Source organism: Streptomyces sp. NPDC044033 (genome assembly GCF_056434425.1).
Genome location: NZ_JBWKFF010000019.1, coordinates 65,097 through 83,136, shown reverse-complemented (window position 1 = coordinate 83,136; position 18,040 = coordinate 65,097). Strand labels below are relative to the sequence as shown.

Sequence of the window (18,040 nt, the reverse complement as noted above, 5' to 3'; positions counted from 1 at the left end):
CCGCACCACTGTGTTTAGCCTGACCGGGCGAGAAAACCCCCTTTGTGAGAAGGAGATCGTCAACGTGACGACTACGGTTCGCACTGAAGGAATTGGCCCCTCCGCGGTTTTCGCACTCCCTTGGCTGGTAGCGGAAGAACACGGCTACTTCGCGGCGGAGGACATCGAAGTCGAATTCGTCAAGAACCGAGCCGAACAGACCCTCACCGAGCCCGCCGAAGACCACCAGCTCGTCGACTCCATCCGCAATCACGTGCCCTTCGAAGAGGGCCAGGTCGACCTGTACCGCGCCTGTGAATGGGGGCAGATCCGGCGGGCCCACGACAGCCGGCGGGGCGCGAAGATCATCGGCAAGCGGTCCTCCATCGCGGTCATGGCCCTGATGGCGGCGCCCGGCTCGCCGTACACCTACCCGCAGACGCTCGCGGGCGCCCCGATCGCCGTCAGCTTCCACAACGGCAACCACTACGCGGCCATCCAGATGCTGGAGGGATTCCTGACGCCCTCCGAGATCAAGACGGTCGGCTACCACACGATCGATGGCTACCGCGCCGTCCAGAAGGGCGAAGCCGCGGTGGTGGCGCTCTCCGAGCCGTGGATCGCCCTGGCGGAGAAGCAGGGTTTCCAGAAGGTCATCGAGACCCACTACGCGGGCCTGGAACTGGCCGCGCCCGACTTCGACCCCGCCGTGTACGCGGCCTGCAACCGCGCCGTCAGCCGTGCGATCGCCGACATCAACGCCGACAAACGCCGGTATCTGCACTACCTGATCGACTCGCTGCCGGAGGAATTCCACGGCGAGATCACCGCGGACGACTTCCACCTGCCCCGGCTGCGCTACGCGGAGCCGGCCCCGTACACCCGCGAAGAGTTCGAGAAGTCCTACGCGTGGATGCAGCGGTGGGACCTGATCGAATCCGGCGCCGCATATGCGGATCTGGTCGTCGGCCTCCCCGGCGAGGACGCGCTCAAATAACCGGCGCCATCACTTCGCGAGGGAGAGAGATATGTCAGAGGCAGACTCGCAGGAATGGGGCGTCCGCATCCGCACGGGATGCCGCGTCAGTTTCACCCTCATCGACCTCAACGGCGAGACCGGCCGCCGGAACGGCATGGCCTCCATGGCGCTGCGCTCACCCGGCTTCGAGGCCCTGGTCCTCCCGGCGGAGACCAACACGGTGGAGACCGATGAGAACGGGGCGGCCCACGCGGAGGCCGTGACCGCGCTCCTGGACCGCCTGCGGGCCGCGTGGGACGGGCCCGCCGCGCGCGTCGTCATCCGCAAGGGGCTGCCGCCGCACACCGGCTTCGGCTCCGGCACCACCACCGCGGTCGCGGTCGGCCGGGCGTACGCCCAGTTCACCGGCCGGCCGATCGACGGCGCGGAGATCGCGCGGGCCGCGGGGCGGGCGGGCACCTCGGGCGCCAGCCCCAATCTGATCGAGCGCGGCGGATTCCTGGTCGACGGCGGGCACCGCAACCCCGACGACTTCTCCGACGACCCGAAGCGCTATCTCGTGCCGACCCGGTACGCGGGCGGCGGACAGCGGCCGCCGGTCCTGATCTCCACGCAGTTCCCGTCCTGGCCGATCCTGGTGATCATCCCGAACGGCCACCAGATGCACGGCGAAGTGGAGCGGGAGTTCTTCGCCCGCACGCTGCCGATCCCCGCCGAAGAGGCCCGGCGCACCGCGCACGCCGTCCTGATGAACCTCGCCACCTCCGTCATGGAGGCCGACTACCGGGCCTTCTGCGAGGCGGTCAACTTCCTCACCTACGAGAGCTATTTCAAGCAGAAGCAGATCGCCATGCAGTCCGACCAGGTCAAGTTCCTCCTGGAGGAGGCCCGGACCGGCAAGGAGATCGACGCCATCGCGATGAGCTCCGAAGGCCCGATGTGCTACGCCTTCACACGGCGGCCGCAGGCCGCGGTGGAGCGGCTCACGGAGCTGCGCGAGAGCGGCGTGGTGCGCGAATTCTGGTTCAGCGGCGCGCGGAACGCGCCCGCCACCGTCGAGTGGATCCCCGCGCTCGACGATCTGTCCCTGGTCGACTGAGAGACCACGAGACTCGCGAACGGGAGGACGGCGCGTTGCCCAAGAGGTATTCGACGAAGAACCTGGTCGCCCGGCGGGAGCCGCAGCCCGGCAGGAGCGGGGTGGGGCAGTTCGAGTTCACCGATGACTACTCGGTCTTCCACTACGGGAAGATGCCCGACCCGATCCCGGACAAGGGAGAGGCGTGCTGCCGCATCGCGGCCTTCAACTTCGACCTGTTCGCCCGGGCGGGCATCCCCACGCACTACCGGGCCTTCCACCCGCCCAACCAGCTGGAGTTCACCCTCCTGCGCGTCATCGACCCGCGGCGCCACCCGCTCGCACCCACGGACGTCAACCACCTGATCCCGCTCCAGGTCATCTTCCGCAACATCATCCCGCCCGGCTCGTCCGTGCTCCGCCGCCTCGAACTGGGGCGGCTGGCACCGGGTGACATCGGGCTGACCGAGCCGCCCCGGCCGGGCGCCGTCCTGGACCGCCCCGCCATCGAATACACCACCAAACTGGAGGAGATCGACCGCTTCATCGACCGGGGAGAGGCGGCCAGGACCGGTGGTCTGGACGGCGATCAGCAGGCCGCCCTGGAGGAGTGCACGCGGAACGTGGACGAGGCCGTGACGGCGCACGCGCGCGGCGTCGGCCTCGTACACGCCGACGGGAAGGTCGAGTTCGGCCGCGACGACCGGGGCGCGCTGATCCTGGTCGACCACGCCGGGACGCCCGACGAGGCCCGGCTGCTGCTCGACGGCGCCCATGTGAGCAAGCAGGTACTCCGCGACCACTACGCCGCGAGCGGCCTGCAGGGCAGGGTCGAGGAGTGGGTGCGCGAAGGGCGCCCCCGCTCGACCTGGCCCGCGCCGCCGCCGCTGCCGCACGAAGTGGTGGACCTGGCCGCGGAGATGTACCGCTCCCTGTGCGAAGCCTGGACCGGTACGCGCGTCTGGGGCGCCCGGCCTCTGGACCAGGTCGTGCGGCAGCTCGCGGACGCCGTGCCCGGAGCCGGCCGGGGAGGTGCGTGATGGACCTGGTCATTGTCGGCTGTCAGGCCGGCGACGAGGGCAAGGGGAAGATCACGGACCTGGTGAGCGAGGGCGCGTACGCCGTCGTCCGCTACCAGGCGGGCCCCAACACCGGGCACACCGTCGTGGCGGAGGGCGGGGAGCACCGCTTCGTACAGGTCCCCGCCGGGGTGCTGCGCGGCGCCGTCGGCGTGCTGGGCAGCGGGTGCGTGGTCGACCCCCGCTCCCTGCTCACGGAGTTGGCGGGGCTCCGGGAGAGCGGACTCGACATCGATCTGCGCATCAGCGAGTCGGCGCACGTGATCTTCCCGTACCACATCGAGCAGGACATCGCCCAGGACCATTGGCGCGGCGCGGAGCTCGCCACCTCGGCGGCGACCGGCTTCGCCGACGGCACCGGCCGGATCGGCACGACCGGCCGCGGTGTCGGCCCCTGCCGCGAGGACAAGGTCGCGCGGATCGGGCTGCGCCTCGTCGACCTGCTCGACGAGGACCTGCTGAAGGCGCGGCTGGCCCGGATCGTCCCGCTCAAGAGGGCCCTGACGGAACAGGTCTTCGGCGGGCCGGACGGGAAGGGGCCGGTGGCCGATGAGGTCGCCCGGCTCGTCGAGGAGTACGCGGCGGCGGGCCGCCGGCTGGAACCGTATCTGTGCGACACCTCGAAATGGCTGCGTCAGGCACGGGCCGAGGGCCGGTACCTCGTCTACGAGGGTTCGCAGAGCTTCGGCCTCGACCTGGAGCAGGGCACGTACCCCTACGTCACCAGCGGATTCACCGGCGCCGCCGGGGTGACGGTGGGGACCGGCACCTCCCCGGCGCAGCAGTTCACCGTCCTCGGCGTCGCCAAGGCGTACATGGTGCAGGTCGGCGGCGGCCCACTGGTCGGCGAGCTCGACGGAGAGGTGGCCGAGCACCTGGTGAACCGGGGCCGGGAGTGGGGCACGGTCACCGGCCGCCGCAGGCGGGTCGGCTGGTTCGACGCCGCCATGGTCCGGCGCGCCATCGAGGTCGAGGGCATCACCGAACTGGTGCTGACCAACATCGATGTGCTGGCCGGCCTGTCCGAGGTCCAAGTCGTCACGGGCTACCGCGTGGACGGGCGCGCCGTGGACGCCTACCCGGTGCGGCTCAGGGACGCAGCGAGGGCGGCCCCCGTGCTGGAGCGGCTGCCGGGCTGGCCGGAGCGGGACTGGACCGAGGTGGCGCGCCGGGGCGCGGACGCGATACCGGAGGCCGCCCGGCGGTACATCGACTATCTGTCGTCGCTCCTGGACGTGGAGATCGTCGCCGCGGGCGTCGGCCCGGACCGCCGGGACACGGTCATGCTCTCCGAGACCTCGCTGCTGTCCAAGAGATGAGCGCGGGCCCGGGGGGCCCGGGCGTGATACCGACGAGGCGGGTGTGCGGACCGGATGGCAGCGGAGCGCGGCGGCGAAGAGCCGCCGGCCGGAGGGCAGTCATGTCGACGGATGAATTCACCACCGCCGGTGGCGCGAGGGCGCAGCGGGAGCGCTCTGCCGTCGGCGCCGGAGCGCTCGGCAAGGCCGTGACGTCCGCGGGCCGCCGCCCGGCTCCGGCGAGGAGGGGCAGAGCCGGCGGCCGTCCGAGGAGCGGCCGGAACTGCCGGCCCCGCTCGCCCCGGCCGGGCCGTCCGACGGATTTCGATACGCGCCGGACGCTCCCGGCGGCATTGCGGATCGGGATTCCCTTATTCGGTGTGCGTCCGGGACCGCGGGCGATCGCCGAATATCTCGGCGGGGGCCTCTTACCGCTTCCCGAACCGGTGTGCGGCAAGGTGTCGCCCATCGACGCGAGAGGCCGCGGGTTGCTCGCCGGGATCCCGAATCGATTCACGGCAGGGCGCGATCACCCGATCTTCGCGGCACAGATCCCCGAGTTCCCGGAGATCACGGCGAGGACGGCGGAAGGAGTCGTCATGGCAGTGGAACACCGGAGTATGACTGTGGCAGGAGTGCGATTCCATCCAAAGCCGATCATCGGTCCGCGCGGCGAATCGGGCCACCGAATCATTGAAGCAGCGCTACGCGAGCTCGTGTTGAAATGATAAAGTCTGGAATACGGAGTGAAGGACCCTCCGCCACGACAGCGAATATCCGGACAGTCGATATCGGGAGAACCTGCGGACGTGGTGGAGGAGGGGGCGGGACGTGGGCGAGCACGGCGTGAACCGATGCCTGATAACAGCCGAGCGGGTCTGGGACGGCAGCGCGCCCGAACCCATCCGTGAGGGCTTCGTCCGTGTCGAAGGCGAGCTGATCACCGCGGTAGGGCGTCGCGCCGACCTCGGGCACGACGCCGCGGACGACACCCTCCACATCGACCTGCCCGGCGCCACGCTGCTCCCCGGCCTCATCAACGGCCATGCGCACATGGCCCTGTCGGGCTCGGACGCCCCCATCCGCGACTACCGGCGCGAGGCCCGCGCCGGAGACGCGGCCCTGGCCGTACGGGCGGTGCGCAATCTGCGGTCCTCCGTGGAGGCCGGCGTCACCACGGTGCGCGACCTCGGCACGGTGAACGAGGTCGCCTTCCCGCTGCGCGCCGCGATCGCCGACGGCCTCGTACCGGGCTCGCGGGTGCTGGCCACCGGCCGGCCGATTACGGTGACCGGGGGCCACTGCCACTGGTTCAGCCATGAATGCGACACCGCCGCCGAGATCCGGGTCGCCGTCCGGCGCCAGGTGCGCGACGGCGCCGACTGGGTCAAACTCATGCTCAGCGGCGGCAATCTGACCCCCCGCACCAACCCGCTGAGCCCCCAGTACAGCGAGGAGGAGGTCCGGGCCTGCGTCGAGGAGAGCGCCCGGCTCGGCGTGCGGGTCGCGGTCCACGCCTACGACCCCGTGAGCATCCGCTGGGCGGCGGACGCCGGGGCGCACACGCTGGAGCACTGCCTGTTCGAGACCGCGCAGGGCATCGAGTACGACCCGGCCACCGCGGAGCTGATGGCCGAGCGCGGCGTCGCGTTCGTCCCCACCATCAGCGGCGCGATGCACCGCATGCGCGGCGCCGAACCCGGTACGCCGGCACCGGTCGCGGCGCGGTTCCACAAGAAGCAGGTGCAAATCCGCGAGGTCTTCCGGAACCTGCTGGCGGCGGGGGTGCCGGTGGTCGCCGGATCGGACGCGGGGGTACCCCAGCGGCAGTTCGACGGCTACCCGGCCGACCTGGCCGCCCTCGTCGGAGACGACGGCATCGGAATGACCGCGCGCCAGGCCCTGGCGGCGGCGACCTCCGGGGCCGCGGAACATCTGGGAATCAGCGATACGGGCGTTCTCGCGCCGGGCAGACGGGCGGATCTGCTCGCGGTGCGAGGCGACCCCCTGAGCGATATCAGCGCCATCGTCCAGCCCATCGTGGTCCTCGCCGGAGGAGTACGGGTGCTAAGGCCCGCGAGGGCCTGACAGGAGCGGCACATGAAATTCGGTATTTTCTTCGAGCTTTCGGTACCGCAGCCATTGACGCGGGGCGCCGAGGCAAAGACCTACCAGGACGCGCTGGAACAGTGCCGGTTAGCCGATGAACTGGGATTCGCCACGGCGTGGGCGGTGGAGCACCACTTTCTCCAGGAGTACTCCCACTGTTCGGCTCCCGAGCTATTTCTGACGGCCGCCGCCATGTCGACCGAGAAGATCCGGGTCGGCCATGGCGGCGTCGTATGCGTGCCGCAGATCAACCACCCCATCCGGGTGGCGGAGCGGGCCGCCGTACTCGACATCCTCTCCGGCGGCCGCCTCGACATGGGCACCGCGCGGGCGTCGACCATCACGGAACTCGGCGGATTCATGGTCGACCCCGACAGCACGAAGATCTCCTGGGACGAGTACGTCCATGTGCTGCCCAGGCTCTGGACCGAGGAGCGCGTGGCGTACGAGGGCACCACCTTCTCCTTCCCCGAGCGGCCCGTCGTCCCGAAGCCCGTACAGGACCCGCACCCGCCGCTGTGGGTCACGGTCACCTCGCCGGGGACCGAGTGCGACGCCGCCGACCGGGGCATCGGCTGCCTCGGCGTGGCCGCGGCGAGCTTCAAGGAGCAGGAGACGCGCACCGCCGAGTACCGCAGGCGGATCCAGCAGTGCGACCCCGTCGGCGCGATGGTCAACGACCAGGTCGCCACCATGAACTACCTCTTCTGCCACGAGGACGACGCCGTCGCGAGCCGGATCGGCGGAGCGATGTTCACCGGCTTCGGCCTGCTCAACAGCCATCTGCTGTGGGCCCGCGAGGTCTATCCCACACCGGCCTACCGGTCGCTCGGCAACCTGGCCGCGGGCAGCGTCGCGCAGATCCGGCACGACGACCCCGGCGAGCAGCGGCCGATCCCCGACGGCATCGCGATCGGCAGCCCCGACCAGATCATCAAGGCCATCGAGATCTGGGAGTCCATCGGCGTGGACGCGATCAACTTCCTGCTGAACACCACCGATCTGGTGCCGCAGGAACAAGTGCTGGAGAGCATGCGGCTGTTCGCCTCGGAAGTCATGCCCCACTTCGCGAAGGAGGCGCACTGATGCTCAGCGGTACCGCGGACCCCGAGGCGCTGGCCGCCGGCGCCCCGTACGTCACCGCCCTCGCCACCGAACCCCTGGTGTGCCGCGGCGTGGAGCTGCTCCAGGCCGTGTACGAGGTCCACAGCGCGTCCCGGCTCGACCTGCTGCCCCCGGGCCTGCACCCCGTGAGCCCCCCGGCGATCACGCTGACGGTCTTCACGGCGCGCGAGAGCGAGGCCGGCCCGTTCGCCCTCGCCGAGACCCGGATCGTGTGCCGCAGCGGCGTCCGCAGCCGGGGCTTCCAGGTGTCCTGCTTCGTCCAGGGCACCGAGGCCGGGCGGCTGCTCGCCGACCGGTGGGGGTACAAGGTCCGCGAGGCGGAGATCGACGTGCGCCTGCGCCACTTCGGCGCCTCCGCCGTGGTACGGCGCAGCGGGCACGTGGCGCTCGACGTGCGGATGCTGCGCCCCCAGGCGATCTCCGCCGCCGACGTGCAGTTCACCGACACCATGCAGCTGGCCCGGCTGCCGGTCGGCAGCCGGCTCGTACAGGTCGAGCGCGCGTACTCCATCGCGTCGGTGGAGCGCGGCCGGCCGTCGCTGCCGGTGTTCGACTCCGCCGCGTGGGGCGAGCCGCGACTGCGCCCGACGCAGCCGGTGTCGGCGCTCGCGCTCACCGGCGAGCTGACCATCCGGCCGGTCCGCTATGTGTGCCGGGCCGACATCAGCGCCTTCGAGGGGACGGAACGAGTTGGCTAGGCAGCCGAGTTCACAGGACGAGCCCGCCTATCTGAGAGGGCACGAACAGGCGGCCCCCATGCAGACCGCGCCCGGGGGACCGCTGCGCGGGGTCCGGGTGGTGGACCTCACCCGCGCGGTCTCCGGTCCCTTCTGCACGATGATCCTCGCCGACCTGGGCGCCGAGGTGATCAAGGTCGAGCCGCCGACGGGCGATCTCCCGCGGTTCAGCGGCCCGTTCACCAAGGACGACACCGGGCGGCAGATCGGCGGCCTGTTCGCCAGCATCAACCGCAACAAGCGCGGCATCGTCCTCGACCTGTCCACCCCCGCCGACCGCGAGACCCTGCTGAGGCTCGTCGACACGGCGGACGTCCTCGCCGAGAACTACCGGTCGGGCGTCATGGAGCGGTGGGGGCTGTCCTACGAGGCGCTCCACGAGCGCAACCCCCAGATGGTGTACGCGTCGATCCGCGGGTTCGGCGACCCGCGCACCGGCAGCAGTCCGTACGTCAACTGGCCGGCGTACGACGTCGTCGCGCAGGCCATGGGCGGGATCGTCAGCATGACGGGGGCCGACGCGTCGGAGGCGGTGCGGGTCGGCCCGACCATCGGCGACCTCTACCCGGCCACCCTGTCGGCGATCGGCATCGTCTCCGCCGTGCTGCACGCGCGCCAGACGGGGCAGGGGCAGATGGTCGACGTGGCGATGGTCGACTCGATCGTCTCCCTCTGCGAGACGGCGGTCTACCGCTACTCCTACACCGGCGCCGTGAGCCGCCCGACGGGCAACAGCCATCCGCAGCTCGCGCCCTTCGACATTTACCCGACGAAGGACGGGAAATGCGCGATAGCCGCGCCGACCCCCAACCACTGGAAAGTGCTCTGCGATGTCATCGGCCGCCCGGAACTCGTGGGCGACGAACGGACGAATTCCAACGGCGACCGGGTGGCCAACGCCGAATTCGTCAAACAGGTGGTGACGGAGTGGACGGTCGGGCGGACCACGGCTGAGATAGCGGAAATTCTGGGCGGCCGCGTTCCGGTGGGTCCCGTCAACGACGCCGCGGATCTCTTCACCGACCCCCATGTCAGAGCCCGGGACATGCTCGTCGCCGTCGAGCAGCCGGAGGGCGCCCGCCCGGTGGTGTTCCCCAACTGCCCGATTCGCTTCACCTCGACACCGTCGGGCGTCTACCGGCGGCCGCCGCTGCTCGGGGAGCACACCGAGGAGGTGCTGGCGGAGCTGGACGAGGCCGGGAGCGGAGCGGCGGAAGCACCGTAGAAGCCCCGCCGCCCGGCTCGCGGCCGATCTCAGCCGCGGCGACCCGTGAGGGCCAGCAGCCTGGCCTGCGGGTCGCCGGCGGCCGGGGCCGGGTCGAGCTCGGCGAAACCCCACTGCTGGAGCATCTGCGGACGCGCGTCGAAGACGGCCGCGCACGCCTCGACGAGATCCGCCGGCAGCCGCGGCTCCTGCCCGGCCGCGGTGCCGATGTCCCAGCCGTGGATCAACACGTCGATGAACCGCTGCCGGGCGTAGACCCGGCCCGGCCTGGCGCCGTACGAAAGGGGCCACAGGCGCTCCATGGCACCCTCGGCCGCGAAAGCCTCGGCCGCCGCCGCGGCCGACGCCTCATAGGCGGCGACCGGGTCGTCCTGGAGCAGATCGCCGTCGAGGTCTTTCCCGACCTCCTCGATCGTGCGGCCCAGGCCGAGTTCCCGGACCCAGAAATTCCCCGCCACCAAGTGGTTGACGATATGCCGGACGTCCCACCCCGCGCAGGGACTCGGCGCGCCCCATTGATCCGCGCGGACGCCGCCGATGAATTGGCCGGTCGAGCGGAGCGATTCCTCATGTAATGCTCGAACATCCATGGCAGCACAGTAGGCGATTCTCGGGATGCTTCTCATGGGAACCGCGCTATTCGGGCTCCCCGGCGCGGTCGAGAATCCGCTGAATCGACCGGTCGTACGCACCGGTGCGGCCGAACGCCTTCGCCGCCAGCGACCGGCGGAACACCGGATCCACCGACCCCACCTCACCCCCGGCGGACGCCAGGGCGAGCAGCACCTCTCCGTAGTCCGCCGGGTCCACGACGGGCAGCACGCTCACGAAGTTCTTGGCGGCGGCCCGCAGCATGGCGGGGCCGCCGATGTCGATCGAATCCAGCGCCCCGGCGACCCCGCCATCGCCCGCGAGATCCCGGAAGTTGCAGGCGAGCACATCGATCCGGGGAATGCCGTGCTGCCGTACCTCGGCCTCGTCCGACGCGTTGCCCCGCCGGTAGAGCAGCCCGCCGAAGACCGACGGGTGAAAGGCCCGCACCCGCCCGCCCATCATCTCCGGAACCCCGGAGAGATCCCCGATGACGGTCGCCTCCATGCCCGCGTCCGCCAGCAGCCGCGCGGTACCGCTGGTGGCCACGAGCTTCATGCCCAAGTCCCGCAGCCCGGCACCGAATTCCACGATGCCGCTCTTGTCCGTCACCGACAGCACTGCGTACATCCTTCAATCCCCTCCGTCGTCCTCGCGCGGGCGGGACCGCTCGCGGCGTGCTGGGCCGCCGGCGGACTCCGGTGGAATCAACCGGCGAACAACTTCTCCACCCGGGACAGCGTCTCGCGCACATTCGCCTCGTCGATGGCCTCGTGCGCCTCATGCGGCGACAGCCAGCGCAGCGGCGCGTCCGAGTGCTCCGGCCGAACGGCGTCCGGGTGGCGGGTGGCCAGTACGAACCGCAGATCGGCGTGGTCGTGCGCGGGCTCCCGGCTGTTGGCCGGTACGGGCACGATCACCGCGTGCACGATCTCCGCGTCCGGCCAGGGCGCCAGGTCGCTCAGCCCCGTCTCCTCCTGCCCCTCCCGCACGGCGATGGCGAGCGGGTCCGTTTCGCCCGGATCGCCGTGGCCCCCGACGAGCAGCCATGACTCATGGCGCTTGTGCCAGCGCAGCAGCACCCGGCCGCTGTCAGGGTGGACGATGAACGCGGAAGCGGTGATGTGCAGGGGCAGAGACCGCGGCCAGGGGTCCTCGGCGGTCTCGATGAGGGTGCGGATCCGCTCGACGTCGGCGCGCTCCGCCTCGTCCTGCGGGGTGAGGCGGGCAAGCCTGTCGGCGACTGACTGCTGGGCGGCAAACATACGAGGCATCCTAGGGTCTTCACCCGCCCCGATTCAGGCGTCACCGCCGTCCTTCGGCAGCCCCAGCACCCGCTCCGCGATGACGTTCCGCCGGACCTCGCTCGTCCCCGCGCCGACCGTCGCTCCCCGGCCCGCCAGGAACGCCTCCTGCCACCCGCTCAGGCCGTAGCCGTCCCCCTCCGGACGCACCAGTCCCGCCGCCCCCGAGACGCCGACCGCGATCTCACCGAACCGGCGCCGGAACTCGGAGCCGAACAGCGCCGCGACGGCCTCCTCGGCGCCCGTATCAGCCCCGGCGGCGGCGCGGGCCGCGAGCCGCAGACCGCCCGCGCGCATCAGCGTGATCCGGGTGTACGCCCACGCCAGCTGCGAGCGGACCTCCGACTCACGAGCCCGGCCCGACTTCCGCGCCTCCCGGACCAGCTCCCAGAACCGCTCCTCGAACCCGAGGTGCGCCGACGCCGCCTCGTGGGCCCGGCCGTGCGCGAGAGCCGTCATCGCGGGCGCCCAGCCGTTGCCCACACCCCCGATGACATGCGACAGCGGCGCGCGGGCCCCGTCGAGACGGACCTCGCCGAGCCCGCGAGAGCCGGTCAACTCCCGTACCCGGTGGACGTGGACGCCGTTCGCGGGCGTCAGCGGCACCAGGACGAGGGAGAGCCCCCGGCGCGCCGGGGCGGCGGGGGACGTACGGCACAGGACGGCGATCATGTTCGCCCGGTGCGGCTCCGCGACCCAGGTCTTCACCCCGGTGACGACGACCTCCCCGCCGCGCACCTCCCCGGCCGTGGCCACCGACGCCAGGTCGGAGCCGTGGTCCGGCTCCGAGAACCCCAGGCAGTACCGGTCCTGGCCGGAGACGATGCCCGGCAGGAGGGCGGACCGCTGCGCCGGTGTGCCGTGCTCCATGACGGCGGGTCCGACCAGGTGCTCGCCGGCGCACCGCTGGACGAGCGGCGCCCCGGCGCGCGCGCACTCCTCCGCGAGGACGAGCACGTCCAGCGGGCTCAGAGCCGACCCGCCGTGCTCCTCGGGCCAGGCCGGACAGATCAGCCGCGCGGCCAGCAACCGCTGTTCCCACTGGTCGTACGGCCCTTCGGGAGCCGGCGCGTTGGCCGTGATCCACTCGCGGACGTACCGGCGGAACGCGTCCGCCCCGCCGGTGCGGGGCGGCTCGCAGGGCGGGCGGGCGTCGGTCCGCGAGCCGCGGGGTTCCACGGTGTCGTCGATCGCTCGGTGCACGGTTTCCCTCTCCAAATCCCTCTGCCGCAGCGGTAAGCGGGTCCGTCGGCCCGCGATGCGCCCTGGGCTCAGATGCCGATGCGCTGGGCCAGCAGTTCACGGTGGTAGGCGCCGTCGCCGAACATCAACTCGCTGCTCTTGGCCCGTTTGAAGTACAGGTGGGCGGGGTGCTCCCAGGTGTAGCCGATGCCGCCGTGGATCTGGATGTTCTCGGCGGCGGCGTGGAAATACGCCTCGGAGCAGTACGACTTGGCCAGGCTCGCCAGCGCGGGGACCTCGTCGCTGCGCTCCGCGGCCGCCCAGCCGGCGTAGTACGCCGCCGACCTGGCCGACTCCACCTCGATGAGCATGTCGGCGCACTTGTGCTTGATCGCCTGGAAGCTGCCGATCGGCCGCCCGAACTGGACGCGCAGCTTGGCGTATTCGACGGACATGTCGAGCACCCGCTGGGCGCCCCCGGCCTGTTCGGCCGCCAGGGCGATCGCCGCGAGGTCGAGCATGGCGGAGACGGCGGGCCGGCCCTGCCCGTCGGCGCCTATGAGGCGGGCGGGCGTACGGTCGAAGCGGAGCCTGGCGAGCTTACGGGTCTGGTCCAGGGTGGGGACCGGCGTCGCCGCGAAGCCGCTCGCCCCCCGGTGCACGGCGAACAGCGACACCCCGGCCGGGGTCCGGGCGACGACGAGTACCAAGTCGGCGGCGTGGCCGTCGGGCACGTAGAATTTCTCGCCGCTGAGGCTCCAGCCGCCACCCTCGCCGACGGCTTCCAGGGTGACGCCGTCCGCGTCCCAGCGCCCCGAGCGCTCGGTGAGGGCGACCGTCGCGATGGAGCGGCCTGCGGCGATCGCGGGCAGGAATTCTCGTTTGGCCGTTTCGTCGTCCGTGGCGAGCAGAAGGTTGGCGGCCAGTGCGACGGTCGAGAAGTACGGGGCGCAGAGCAGCGCCCGCCCCATCTCCTCCAGGACGACGACCAGTTCGGCATAGGAGTGTCCGGCGCCGCCGTACCGTTCCGGAATGACCAGGCCCTGGAGGTCCAGTTGCCCGGCCATCTGCTGCCAGACCGCGGGATCGAAGCCTTCGGCGCTCTCCATCAGCCGACGTACCTCGGACTCGGGTGACTTCTCGATGAGGAATCGGCGCACCGTGCGCCGTAACTCCTCCTGGTCGTCGCTGAAGGGGTAGCTCACAACCGCTCCCGTCGGCTCGCGCGAATCACGCAGAGATAATCTAAGGGATCTGCTGCCGGTGCGGAAGGCGGTCGAGTGCGAATGAGTATTTCCGGGCTGCGCGAAGAAGCGGTCGGGCAGGGGCATTCTGGGTGATTCAGGGCATCGGTAGAGATCGATTACCGCCGCATCCGTCCCTGGCGGCAGGATTTCACCACTGGTCACAAGGCATTTGCAGTGCTCCCGGGCATTTACTCAACGGGCCCCGGACCGGGCGACCTTGACTGATCGAGAGGCAATGATAATCTTTGATTTTATGGCGGCGGGGACTGTCCGGATCCCGGCTTGCTGATCGGAAAGCGCTGATCGGAAAGGTTCGACCGGGAGGCGCCGATCGGAAGGCGCCCGGTCGGATGGCGGCGATCGGATGGCATCGGTCGGAAGGTGCTGATCGGAAATCACTGGGCACGAAGCGCTGATCAAAGGGCGCTGTGCAGGACGCGTTGTCGGAAAAGCGCCGATGGGGAGCGCCGGCGGGAGAGTCCGGTGCAACCGAGGACCTGACCAAGAAGAGGACCTGGTGTAACCATGGATGTCACCCCGATGCGACTCAGCGGATTTGTACCGTCCGTACGGATCGGTGAACTCCGAACGGATATGCATTCCGCCGCCAAAGAGATCGAGACCCAGCTGACCGACTGGGGCTTCATGTCCGTCGAGGTGCCGGGCATCGGGGCACGGGTCGACGCCATGATGAACAGCTTCGCGACGGCCTGCGCCTCGCACGAGCCCAGCCTGGCCGACTACGAGTACACCTCCGTGCCGCAGCTCTCCAACGGTGGCACGCACGGCTTCTTCCCGTACCTCTCGGAGATTCCGCGGCTCGCCAAGGGTGTGCCCGACCCCAAGGAATTCATTCATGTGAGCGGCGCCATGCTGGCCGGCAAGCCGTCGGGAGCGGGCGCCGTCCTGGCGGCATTCCCGGAATTCGGCGACCGGGCCCGCGAGGTGTTCGACACCGCGTTCACCCTCATCTCGCTGTTCGGCGAGGTCATCCGGGGCATGATGCCCGACGGCACACCGGACTTCGGCCTCTCCAGGGACGCGACCAACCTGCGGGTGATCCATTACCGGGACCTGGACGGCCGGGAGGTGCTCGCGCACGAGCACTCCGGAATCCAGTTCCTGGGGCTCCAGCTCCCGCCCTCCGACCAGGGGTTGCAGTACATCCTGCACGACGGCACCTGGGTCGAGCCGGTGATCGCGAAATCGGACGTCGTGCTCTGCAACGTCGGCAGGATGCTGTCCAGCGCTTCGCAGGGCCGATTCCGCCCGTCCACGCACCGCGTGCACTGCACGTACACGGAGACCGATTACGAGCGGCTCTCGTCGGTGCTCTTCGCCTATCCGGCGCACAAGGCCCAGCAGTGGCAGATCTCGGACGAGGGGCTCACGGTTCTGGACGAGACATGGGGGGACTTCATCGCGAACAGGTTCCGCGGCCTCGGAAATGAATGAACGGAAAAGCGGGTGGCTGTACGGCGCGGCGGCGTGATGGCGTGACGGCGAGCACCCGATCGGTACGGGAGAACGCGCGGCACATAGCAACGCCCGGTTCGCGAAAGCGCTCGATCCGTATGTGAGTGGGAGGCAGAGATATGCGTGAAGGCGCCGTCGACACCGACGCCCTCGCCCGCCTGGCGGCCAGTGAGCCCGCCGACATCACCGGCCGCAGCAAGGAACTGTGGCTGCTGCCGGACGACCTGTGCCTGGTCCGGCTGATCCCGAGCCTGCGCAGCTTCACCTACGACCGCGACGAACTCGTCGACGAGACCGGGCCGTTGCGCCTGGACTTCTACGAGCGCGCGGCGGCGGAACTGACCAAGGCCGGGGTGGACTGCGCCTTCCGGGAGCGGGTCGGCGAGAACATGTACCTCGCCCGGTACTGCCCCGCGCCGCCGTTCGAGGTCATCGTCAAGAACGTGGCGAACGGCTCGACGACCCGCAAGTACCCCGGGCTGTTCCCGGACGGGGAGCCGCTGCCCCGCCCCGTGGTGAAGTTCGACTACCGGACCGATCCGGAGGACCAGCCCATCGGCGAGGACTATCTGCGCGCCCTCGACCTGCCCGTGGACGCCATGCGGGCCCACGCGTTCACCGTCAACGACGTCCTGCGGTCCTGGCTGGCGCCGCTGGAGATCTGGGACTTCTGCGTCATCTTCGGCTTCGACGCGGCCGGCGGGCTCAGCCTGATCTCCGAGGTGTCGCAGGACTGCATGCGCATCCGGCACCCCGACGGGTCGCGGCTCGACAAGGACCTGTTCCGCGACGGGGTCTCCGGCGCGGAGATCGTCGCCCAGTGGAAGCGGGCCTTCGATGGCATCTGACGCGCCGGTGGCGCTCCTGACCGGTACGAACCGGGGGAGCGGCCGGGCCATCGCCGCCGCGCTGCACGACCGGGGCTACCGGGTCCGCTCGCTCAACCGCACGACGGCCGGCGAGCGCTGGCTGGGCGAACACCGCTGCGACCTGGCCGACCCGGCCCAGATCGCCGAGGGCGTCGCCCGGGTGCTCGCGGAGACCGGACGGCTGGACGCCTGCGTGGCCAACGCCGTGGACCGGGTGCTCGACCCGATCGAGAAGCTGTCCGCCGAGGACTGGGACCGCATCGTCGCGGTGAACCTCACCTCCGTCTTCCATCTGATGAAAGCGGTGCTGCCGGCGCTGCGGCGCAGCGGCGGGCTCTTCGTGACCATGGGCAGCAACGCGAGCACCCACTACTTCGAGGGCGGCGCGGTCTACAGCGCCACCAAGGCCGCGGTCAAGGCGCTGATGGAGACGCTGCTGCTGGAGGAGCGCGGCAATGGCGTCCGGGGCTGCCTGGTCACGCCGGGGGCCATCGCCAATCTGGAGGGCGACGACTCCCCGTACAAGATCAGTACCGAGTCGGTCGGCCGGTGCGTCGCCGACATCGTCGACGTCTGGCCCACCGACCTCGTGGTCGGCGAGGTCGAGCTCCGCCCGGCCGCTCTGCCGGCCCCTCCGGTGACCGGAATCGACCGGCTGCTGCATGTCTAGAGCCCGCCGATGAGTCCCGGCCGCGCGCCGACCACGATCGTGGCCTCGGACCCGGTCGGCAGCGACGCGGAACGAGTCGCCGTGTTCCCGGAACCGATCCTCGCCGACCGCTTACCGAGCACAGGATGACGAACGGTGATGACCATGGTCTCTCTCGCACTCCCCACAGGTTCTCTCGAAGAGCCGACGCTCGAACTGTTCCGGGCCGCCGGCCTGGCCGTGCGCAGGAACTCGCCGCGCGCCTACCGTGCGAGCATCGACTACCCCGGCGTCGAACGCGTGGTGTTCTTCAAGCCCAGGGAGATCCCGCTGATCGTCGCGGACGGGACCTTCGACTTCGGCGTGACCGGCGCCGACTGGATCGAGGAGACCGGCGCCAAGGTCGAGGTCGTGCACACCTTCGGGTACTCGAAGACGACCGACACCGGCTGGCGCGTGGTCCTCGCGGTGCCCGCGGACCACCCCGCGCGCAGCGAGCACGACCTCGGCCACGGGACGCGGATCGCCACCGAGTACCCGACCATCGCCCAGGACCACTTCCAGCAGCTGGGACTGCACGCCGAGGTGGTCCACTCGCACGGCACGACCGAGGCGAAGATCCCCGAACTGGCCGACGCGGTCATGGAAGTGGTGGAGACCGGCTCCTCACTGCGCCAGAACAACCTGCGCATCCTCAGCACGGTCCGCAGGTGCGGGGTGGACCTCGTCGCCAGCCCGGCCGCCTGGGCCGACAAGCCCACCCGCACCTCGATCGAGACGCTCGCCTCGCTGCTGCGGGCCGCGCACGCCGGGGCGGCGCACCTGCTGCTGACCGTCGTCGTTCCCGCGGACCGGTGGACCGAGATCGAGCCCCTGATGCCGGCCCGCTGGTGGCGGCTGGGCGGCGGCGGGTCCGAGTCGCACCAGACGGTCGTGCAGGGGGTCTTCAGGAAGGACAGGATCGCCGTGGTGATCGCCGAGCTGTCCCGGGCGGGCGCGGTCGAGATCGTGGAGACGCCCATCGGAAAGCTGGCGTCGGCGTGAGACGAGTCCGGAATCATGGACACCGGGCAGCACATGTCCGCCAATTTGCACACCTGTCACGGAGGCCCT

Annotated in this window: 18 protein-coding genes; 13 read left to right on the top strand and 5 right to left on the bottom strand. The window is 70.5% G+C overall.

Annotated features, from left to right (window positions below; translation table 11 throughout):
• Window positions 1–64 precede the first annotated feature (64 nt).
• The 9 genes from AC07AB_RS29425 to AC07AB_RS29385 all read left to right on the top strand — a co-directional run bounded on the left by AC07AB_RS29425 (window position 65) and on the right by AC07AB_RS29385 (window position 9,609).
• A complete protein-coding gene (locus AC07AB_RS29425; protein ID WP_478572988.1) occupies window positions 65–976 on the top strand; it encodes an ABC transporter substrate-binding protein in 912 nt (303 codons plus the stop codon).
• Between the two features lie 31 nt (window positions 977–1,007).
• A complete protein-coding gene (locus tag AC07AB_RS29420; RefSeq protein ID WP_478572985.1) occupies window positions 1,008–2,057 on the top strand; it encodes a beta-ribofuranosylaminobenzene 5'-phosphate synthase family protein in 1,050 nt (349 codons plus the stop codon).
• 35 nt (window positions 2,058–2,092) lie between these two features.
• A complete protein-coding gene (locus AC07AB_RS29415; protein ID WP_478572983.1) occupies window positions 2,093–3,076 on the top strand; it encodes a phosphoribosylaminoimidazolesuccinocarboxamide synthase in 984 nt (327 codons plus the stop codon).
• Entirely contained in the window at window positions 3,076–4,434 is a 1,359-nt protein-coding gene (locus tag AC07AB_RS29410) for an adenylosuccinate synthase (RefSeq protein WP_478572980.1), read from the top strand. Before AC07AB_RS29415 ends, AC07AB_RS29410 begins: the two co-directional genes overlap by 1 nt.
• Window positions 4,431–5,141, top strand: coding sequence for a glutamine amidotransferase-related protein (locus AC07AB_RS29405; RefSeq protein WP_478572979.1), 711 nt, complete (start codon window positions 4,431–4,433; stop codon window positions 5,139–5,141). The genes AC07AB_RS29410 and AC07AB_RS29405 overlap by 4 nt, the downstream gene beginning before the upstream one ends.
• A gap of 103 nt (window positions 5,142–5,244) precedes the next feature.
• Complete coding sequence (locus tag AC07AB_RS29400; protein ID WP_478572976.1) at window positions 5,245–6,501, top strand: metal-dependent hydrolase family protein; 1,257 nt, start codon at window positions 5,245–5,247, stop codon at window positions 6,499–6,501.
• A 12-nt stretch (window positions 6,502–6,513) separates the two neighbouring features.
• A complete protein-coding gene (locus AC07AB_RS29395) occupies window positions 6,514–7,608 on the top strand; it encodes an LLM class flavin-dependent oxidoreductase (RefSeq protein ID WP_478572973.1) in 1,095 nt (364 codons plus the stop codon).
• The gene (locus AC07AB_RS29390) at window positions 7,608–8,345 is read left to right on the top strand and encodes a hypothetical protein (RefSeq protein WP_478572970.1); all 738 of its coding nucleotides are present in this window, start codon (window positions 7,608–7,610) and stop codon (window positions 8,343–8,345) included. Before AC07AB_RS29395 ends, AC07AB_RS29390 begins: the two co-directional genes overlap by 1 nt.
• Before the next feature lie 58 nt (window positions 8,346–8,403).
• On the top strand, window positions 8,404–9,609 hold the full coding sequence (locus AC07AB_RS29385) for a CaiB/BaiF CoA transferase family protein (RefSeq protein ID WP_478572967.1): 1,206 nt from the start codon (window positions 8,404–8,406) through the stop codon (window positions 9,607–9,609).
• Window positions 9,610–9,638: 29 nt separating this feature from the next.
• On the opposite strand, the gene AC07AB_RS29380 is transcribed toward AC07AB_RS29385, so the two are convergent.
• From AC07AB_RS29380 to AC07AB_RS29360, 5 genes are all read right to left on the bottom strand, one after another.
• Entirely contained in the window at window positions 9,639–10,199 is a 561-nt protein-coding gene (locus tag AC07AB_RS29380; protein ID WP_478572965.1) for a TIGR03086 family metal-binding protein, read from the bottom strand.
• A 46-nt stretch (window positions 10,200–10,245) separates the two neighbouring features.
• Window positions 10,246–10,830: a hypothetical protein gene (locus tag AC07AB_RS29375; RefSeq protein WP_478572962.1), complete on the bottom strand. Its 585-nt coding sequence runs from the start codon at window positions 10,828–10,830 to the stop codon at window positions 10,246–10,248.
• 77 nt (window positions 10,831–10,907) lie between these two features.
• Entirely contained in the window at window positions 10,908–11,465 is a 558-nt protein-coding gene (locus AC07AB_RS29370) for an NUDIX hydrolase (protein WP_478572959.1), read from the bottom strand.
• Between the two features lie 33 nt (window positions 11,466–11,498).
• A complete protein-coding gene (locus tag AC07AB_RS29365) occupies window positions 11,499–12,707 on the bottom strand; it encodes an acyl-CoA dehydrogenase family protein (protein WP_478572956.1) in 1,209 nt (402 codons plus the stop codon).
• Window positions 12,708–12,775: 68 nt separating this feature from the next.
• The gene (locus AC07AB_RS29360) at window positions 12,776–13,891 is read right to left on the bottom strand and encodes an acyl-CoA dehydrogenase family protein (RefSeq protein WP_478572953.1); all 1,116 of its coding nucleotides are present in this window, start codon (window positions 13,889–13,891) and stop codon (window positions 12,776–12,778) included.
• Window positions 13,892–14,458: 567 nt separating this feature from the next.
• Between AC07AB_RS29360 and AC07AB_RS29355 the strand changes: the two genes are divergently transcribed.
• From AC07AB_RS29355 to hisG, 4 genes are all read left to right on the top strand, one after another.
• A complete protein-coding gene (locus AC07AB_RS29355) occupies window positions 14,459–15,388 on the top strand; it encodes an isopenicillin N synthase family oxygenase (protein ID WP_478572951.1) in 930 nt (309 codons plus the stop codon).
• Window positions 15,389–15,528: 140 nt separating this feature from the next.
• A complete protein-coding gene (locus AC07AB_RS29350; protein WP_478572948.1) occupies window positions 15,529–16,257 on the top strand; it encodes a phosphoribosylaminoimidazolesuccinocarboxamide synthase in 729 nt (242 codons plus the stop codon).
• Window positions 16,247–16,948: an SDR family oxidoreductase gene (locus AC07AB_RS29345; RefSeq protein ID WP_478572945.1), complete on the top strand. Its 702-nt coding sequence runs from the start codon at window positions 16,247–16,249 to the stop codon at window positions 16,946–16,948. Before AC07AB_RS29350 ends, AC07AB_RS29345 begins: the two co-directional genes overlap by 11 nt.
• Before the next feature lie 138 nt (window positions 16,949–17,086).
• A complete protein-coding gene (gene hisG, locus AC07AB_RS29340) occupies window positions 17,087–17,971 on the top strand; it encodes an ATP phosphoribosyltransferase (RefSeq protein ID WP_478572942.1) in 885 nt (294 codons plus the stop codon).
• Window positions 17,972–18,040: the final 69 nt, after the last annotated feature.

Bases quoted from the DNA above. Each gene is read 5' to 3' on its own strand.
- AC07AB_RS29420 (WP_478572985.1), top strand. From the start codon at position 1,008: ATGTCAGAGGCAGACTCGCAGGAATGGGGCGTCCGCATCCGCACGGGA.
- AC07AB_RS29410 (WP_478572980.1), top strand. From the start codon at position 3,076: ATGGACCTGGTCATTGTCGGCTGTCAGGCCGGCGACGAGGGCAAGGGG.
- AC07AB_RS29405 (WP_478572979.1), top strand. From the start codon at position 4,431: ATGAGCGCGGGCCCGGGGGGCCCGGGCGTGATACCGACGAGGCGGGTG.
- AC07AB_RS29395 (WP_478572973.1), top strand. From the start codon at position 6,514: ATGAAATTCGGTATTTTCTTCGAGCTTTCGGTACCGCAGCCATTGACG.
- AC07AB_RS29390 (WP_478572970.1), top strand. From the start codon at position 7,608: ATGCTCAGCGGTACCGCGGACCCCGAGGCGCTGGCCGCCGGCGCCCCG.
- AC07AB_RS29385 (WP_478572967.1), top strand. From the start codon at position 8,404: ATGCAGACCGCGCCCGGGGGACCGCTGCGCGGGGTCCGGGTGGTGGAC.
- AC07AB_RS29380 (WP_478572965.1), bottom strand. From the start codon at position 10,199: ATGGATGTTCGAGCATTACATGAGGAATCGCTCCGCTCGACCGGCCAA.
- AC07AB_RS29375 (WP_478572962.1), bottom strand. From the start codon at position 10,830: ATGTACGCAGTGCTGTCGGTGACGGACAAGAGCGGCATCGTGGAATTC.
- AC07AB_RS29370 (WP_478572959.1), bottom strand. From the start codon at position 11,465: ATGTTTGCCGCCCAGCAGTCAGTCGCCGACAGGCTTGCCCGCCTCACC.
- AC07AB_RS29355 (WP_478572951.1), top strand. From the start codon at position 14,459: ATGGATGTCACCCCGATGCGACTCAGCGGATTTGTACCGTCCGTACGG.
- AC07AB_RS29350 (WP_478572948.1), top strand. From the start codon at position 15,529: ATGCGTGAAGGCGCCGTCGACACCGACGCCCTCGCCCGCCTGGCGGCC.
- AC07AB_RS29345 (WP_478572945.1), top strand. From the start codon at position 16,247: ATGGCATCTGACGCGCCGGTGGCGCTCCTGACCGGTACGAACCGGGGG.
- hisG (WP_478572942.1), top strand. From the start codon at position 17,087: ATGACCATGGTCTCTCTCGCACTCCCCACAGGTTCTCTCGAAGAGCCG.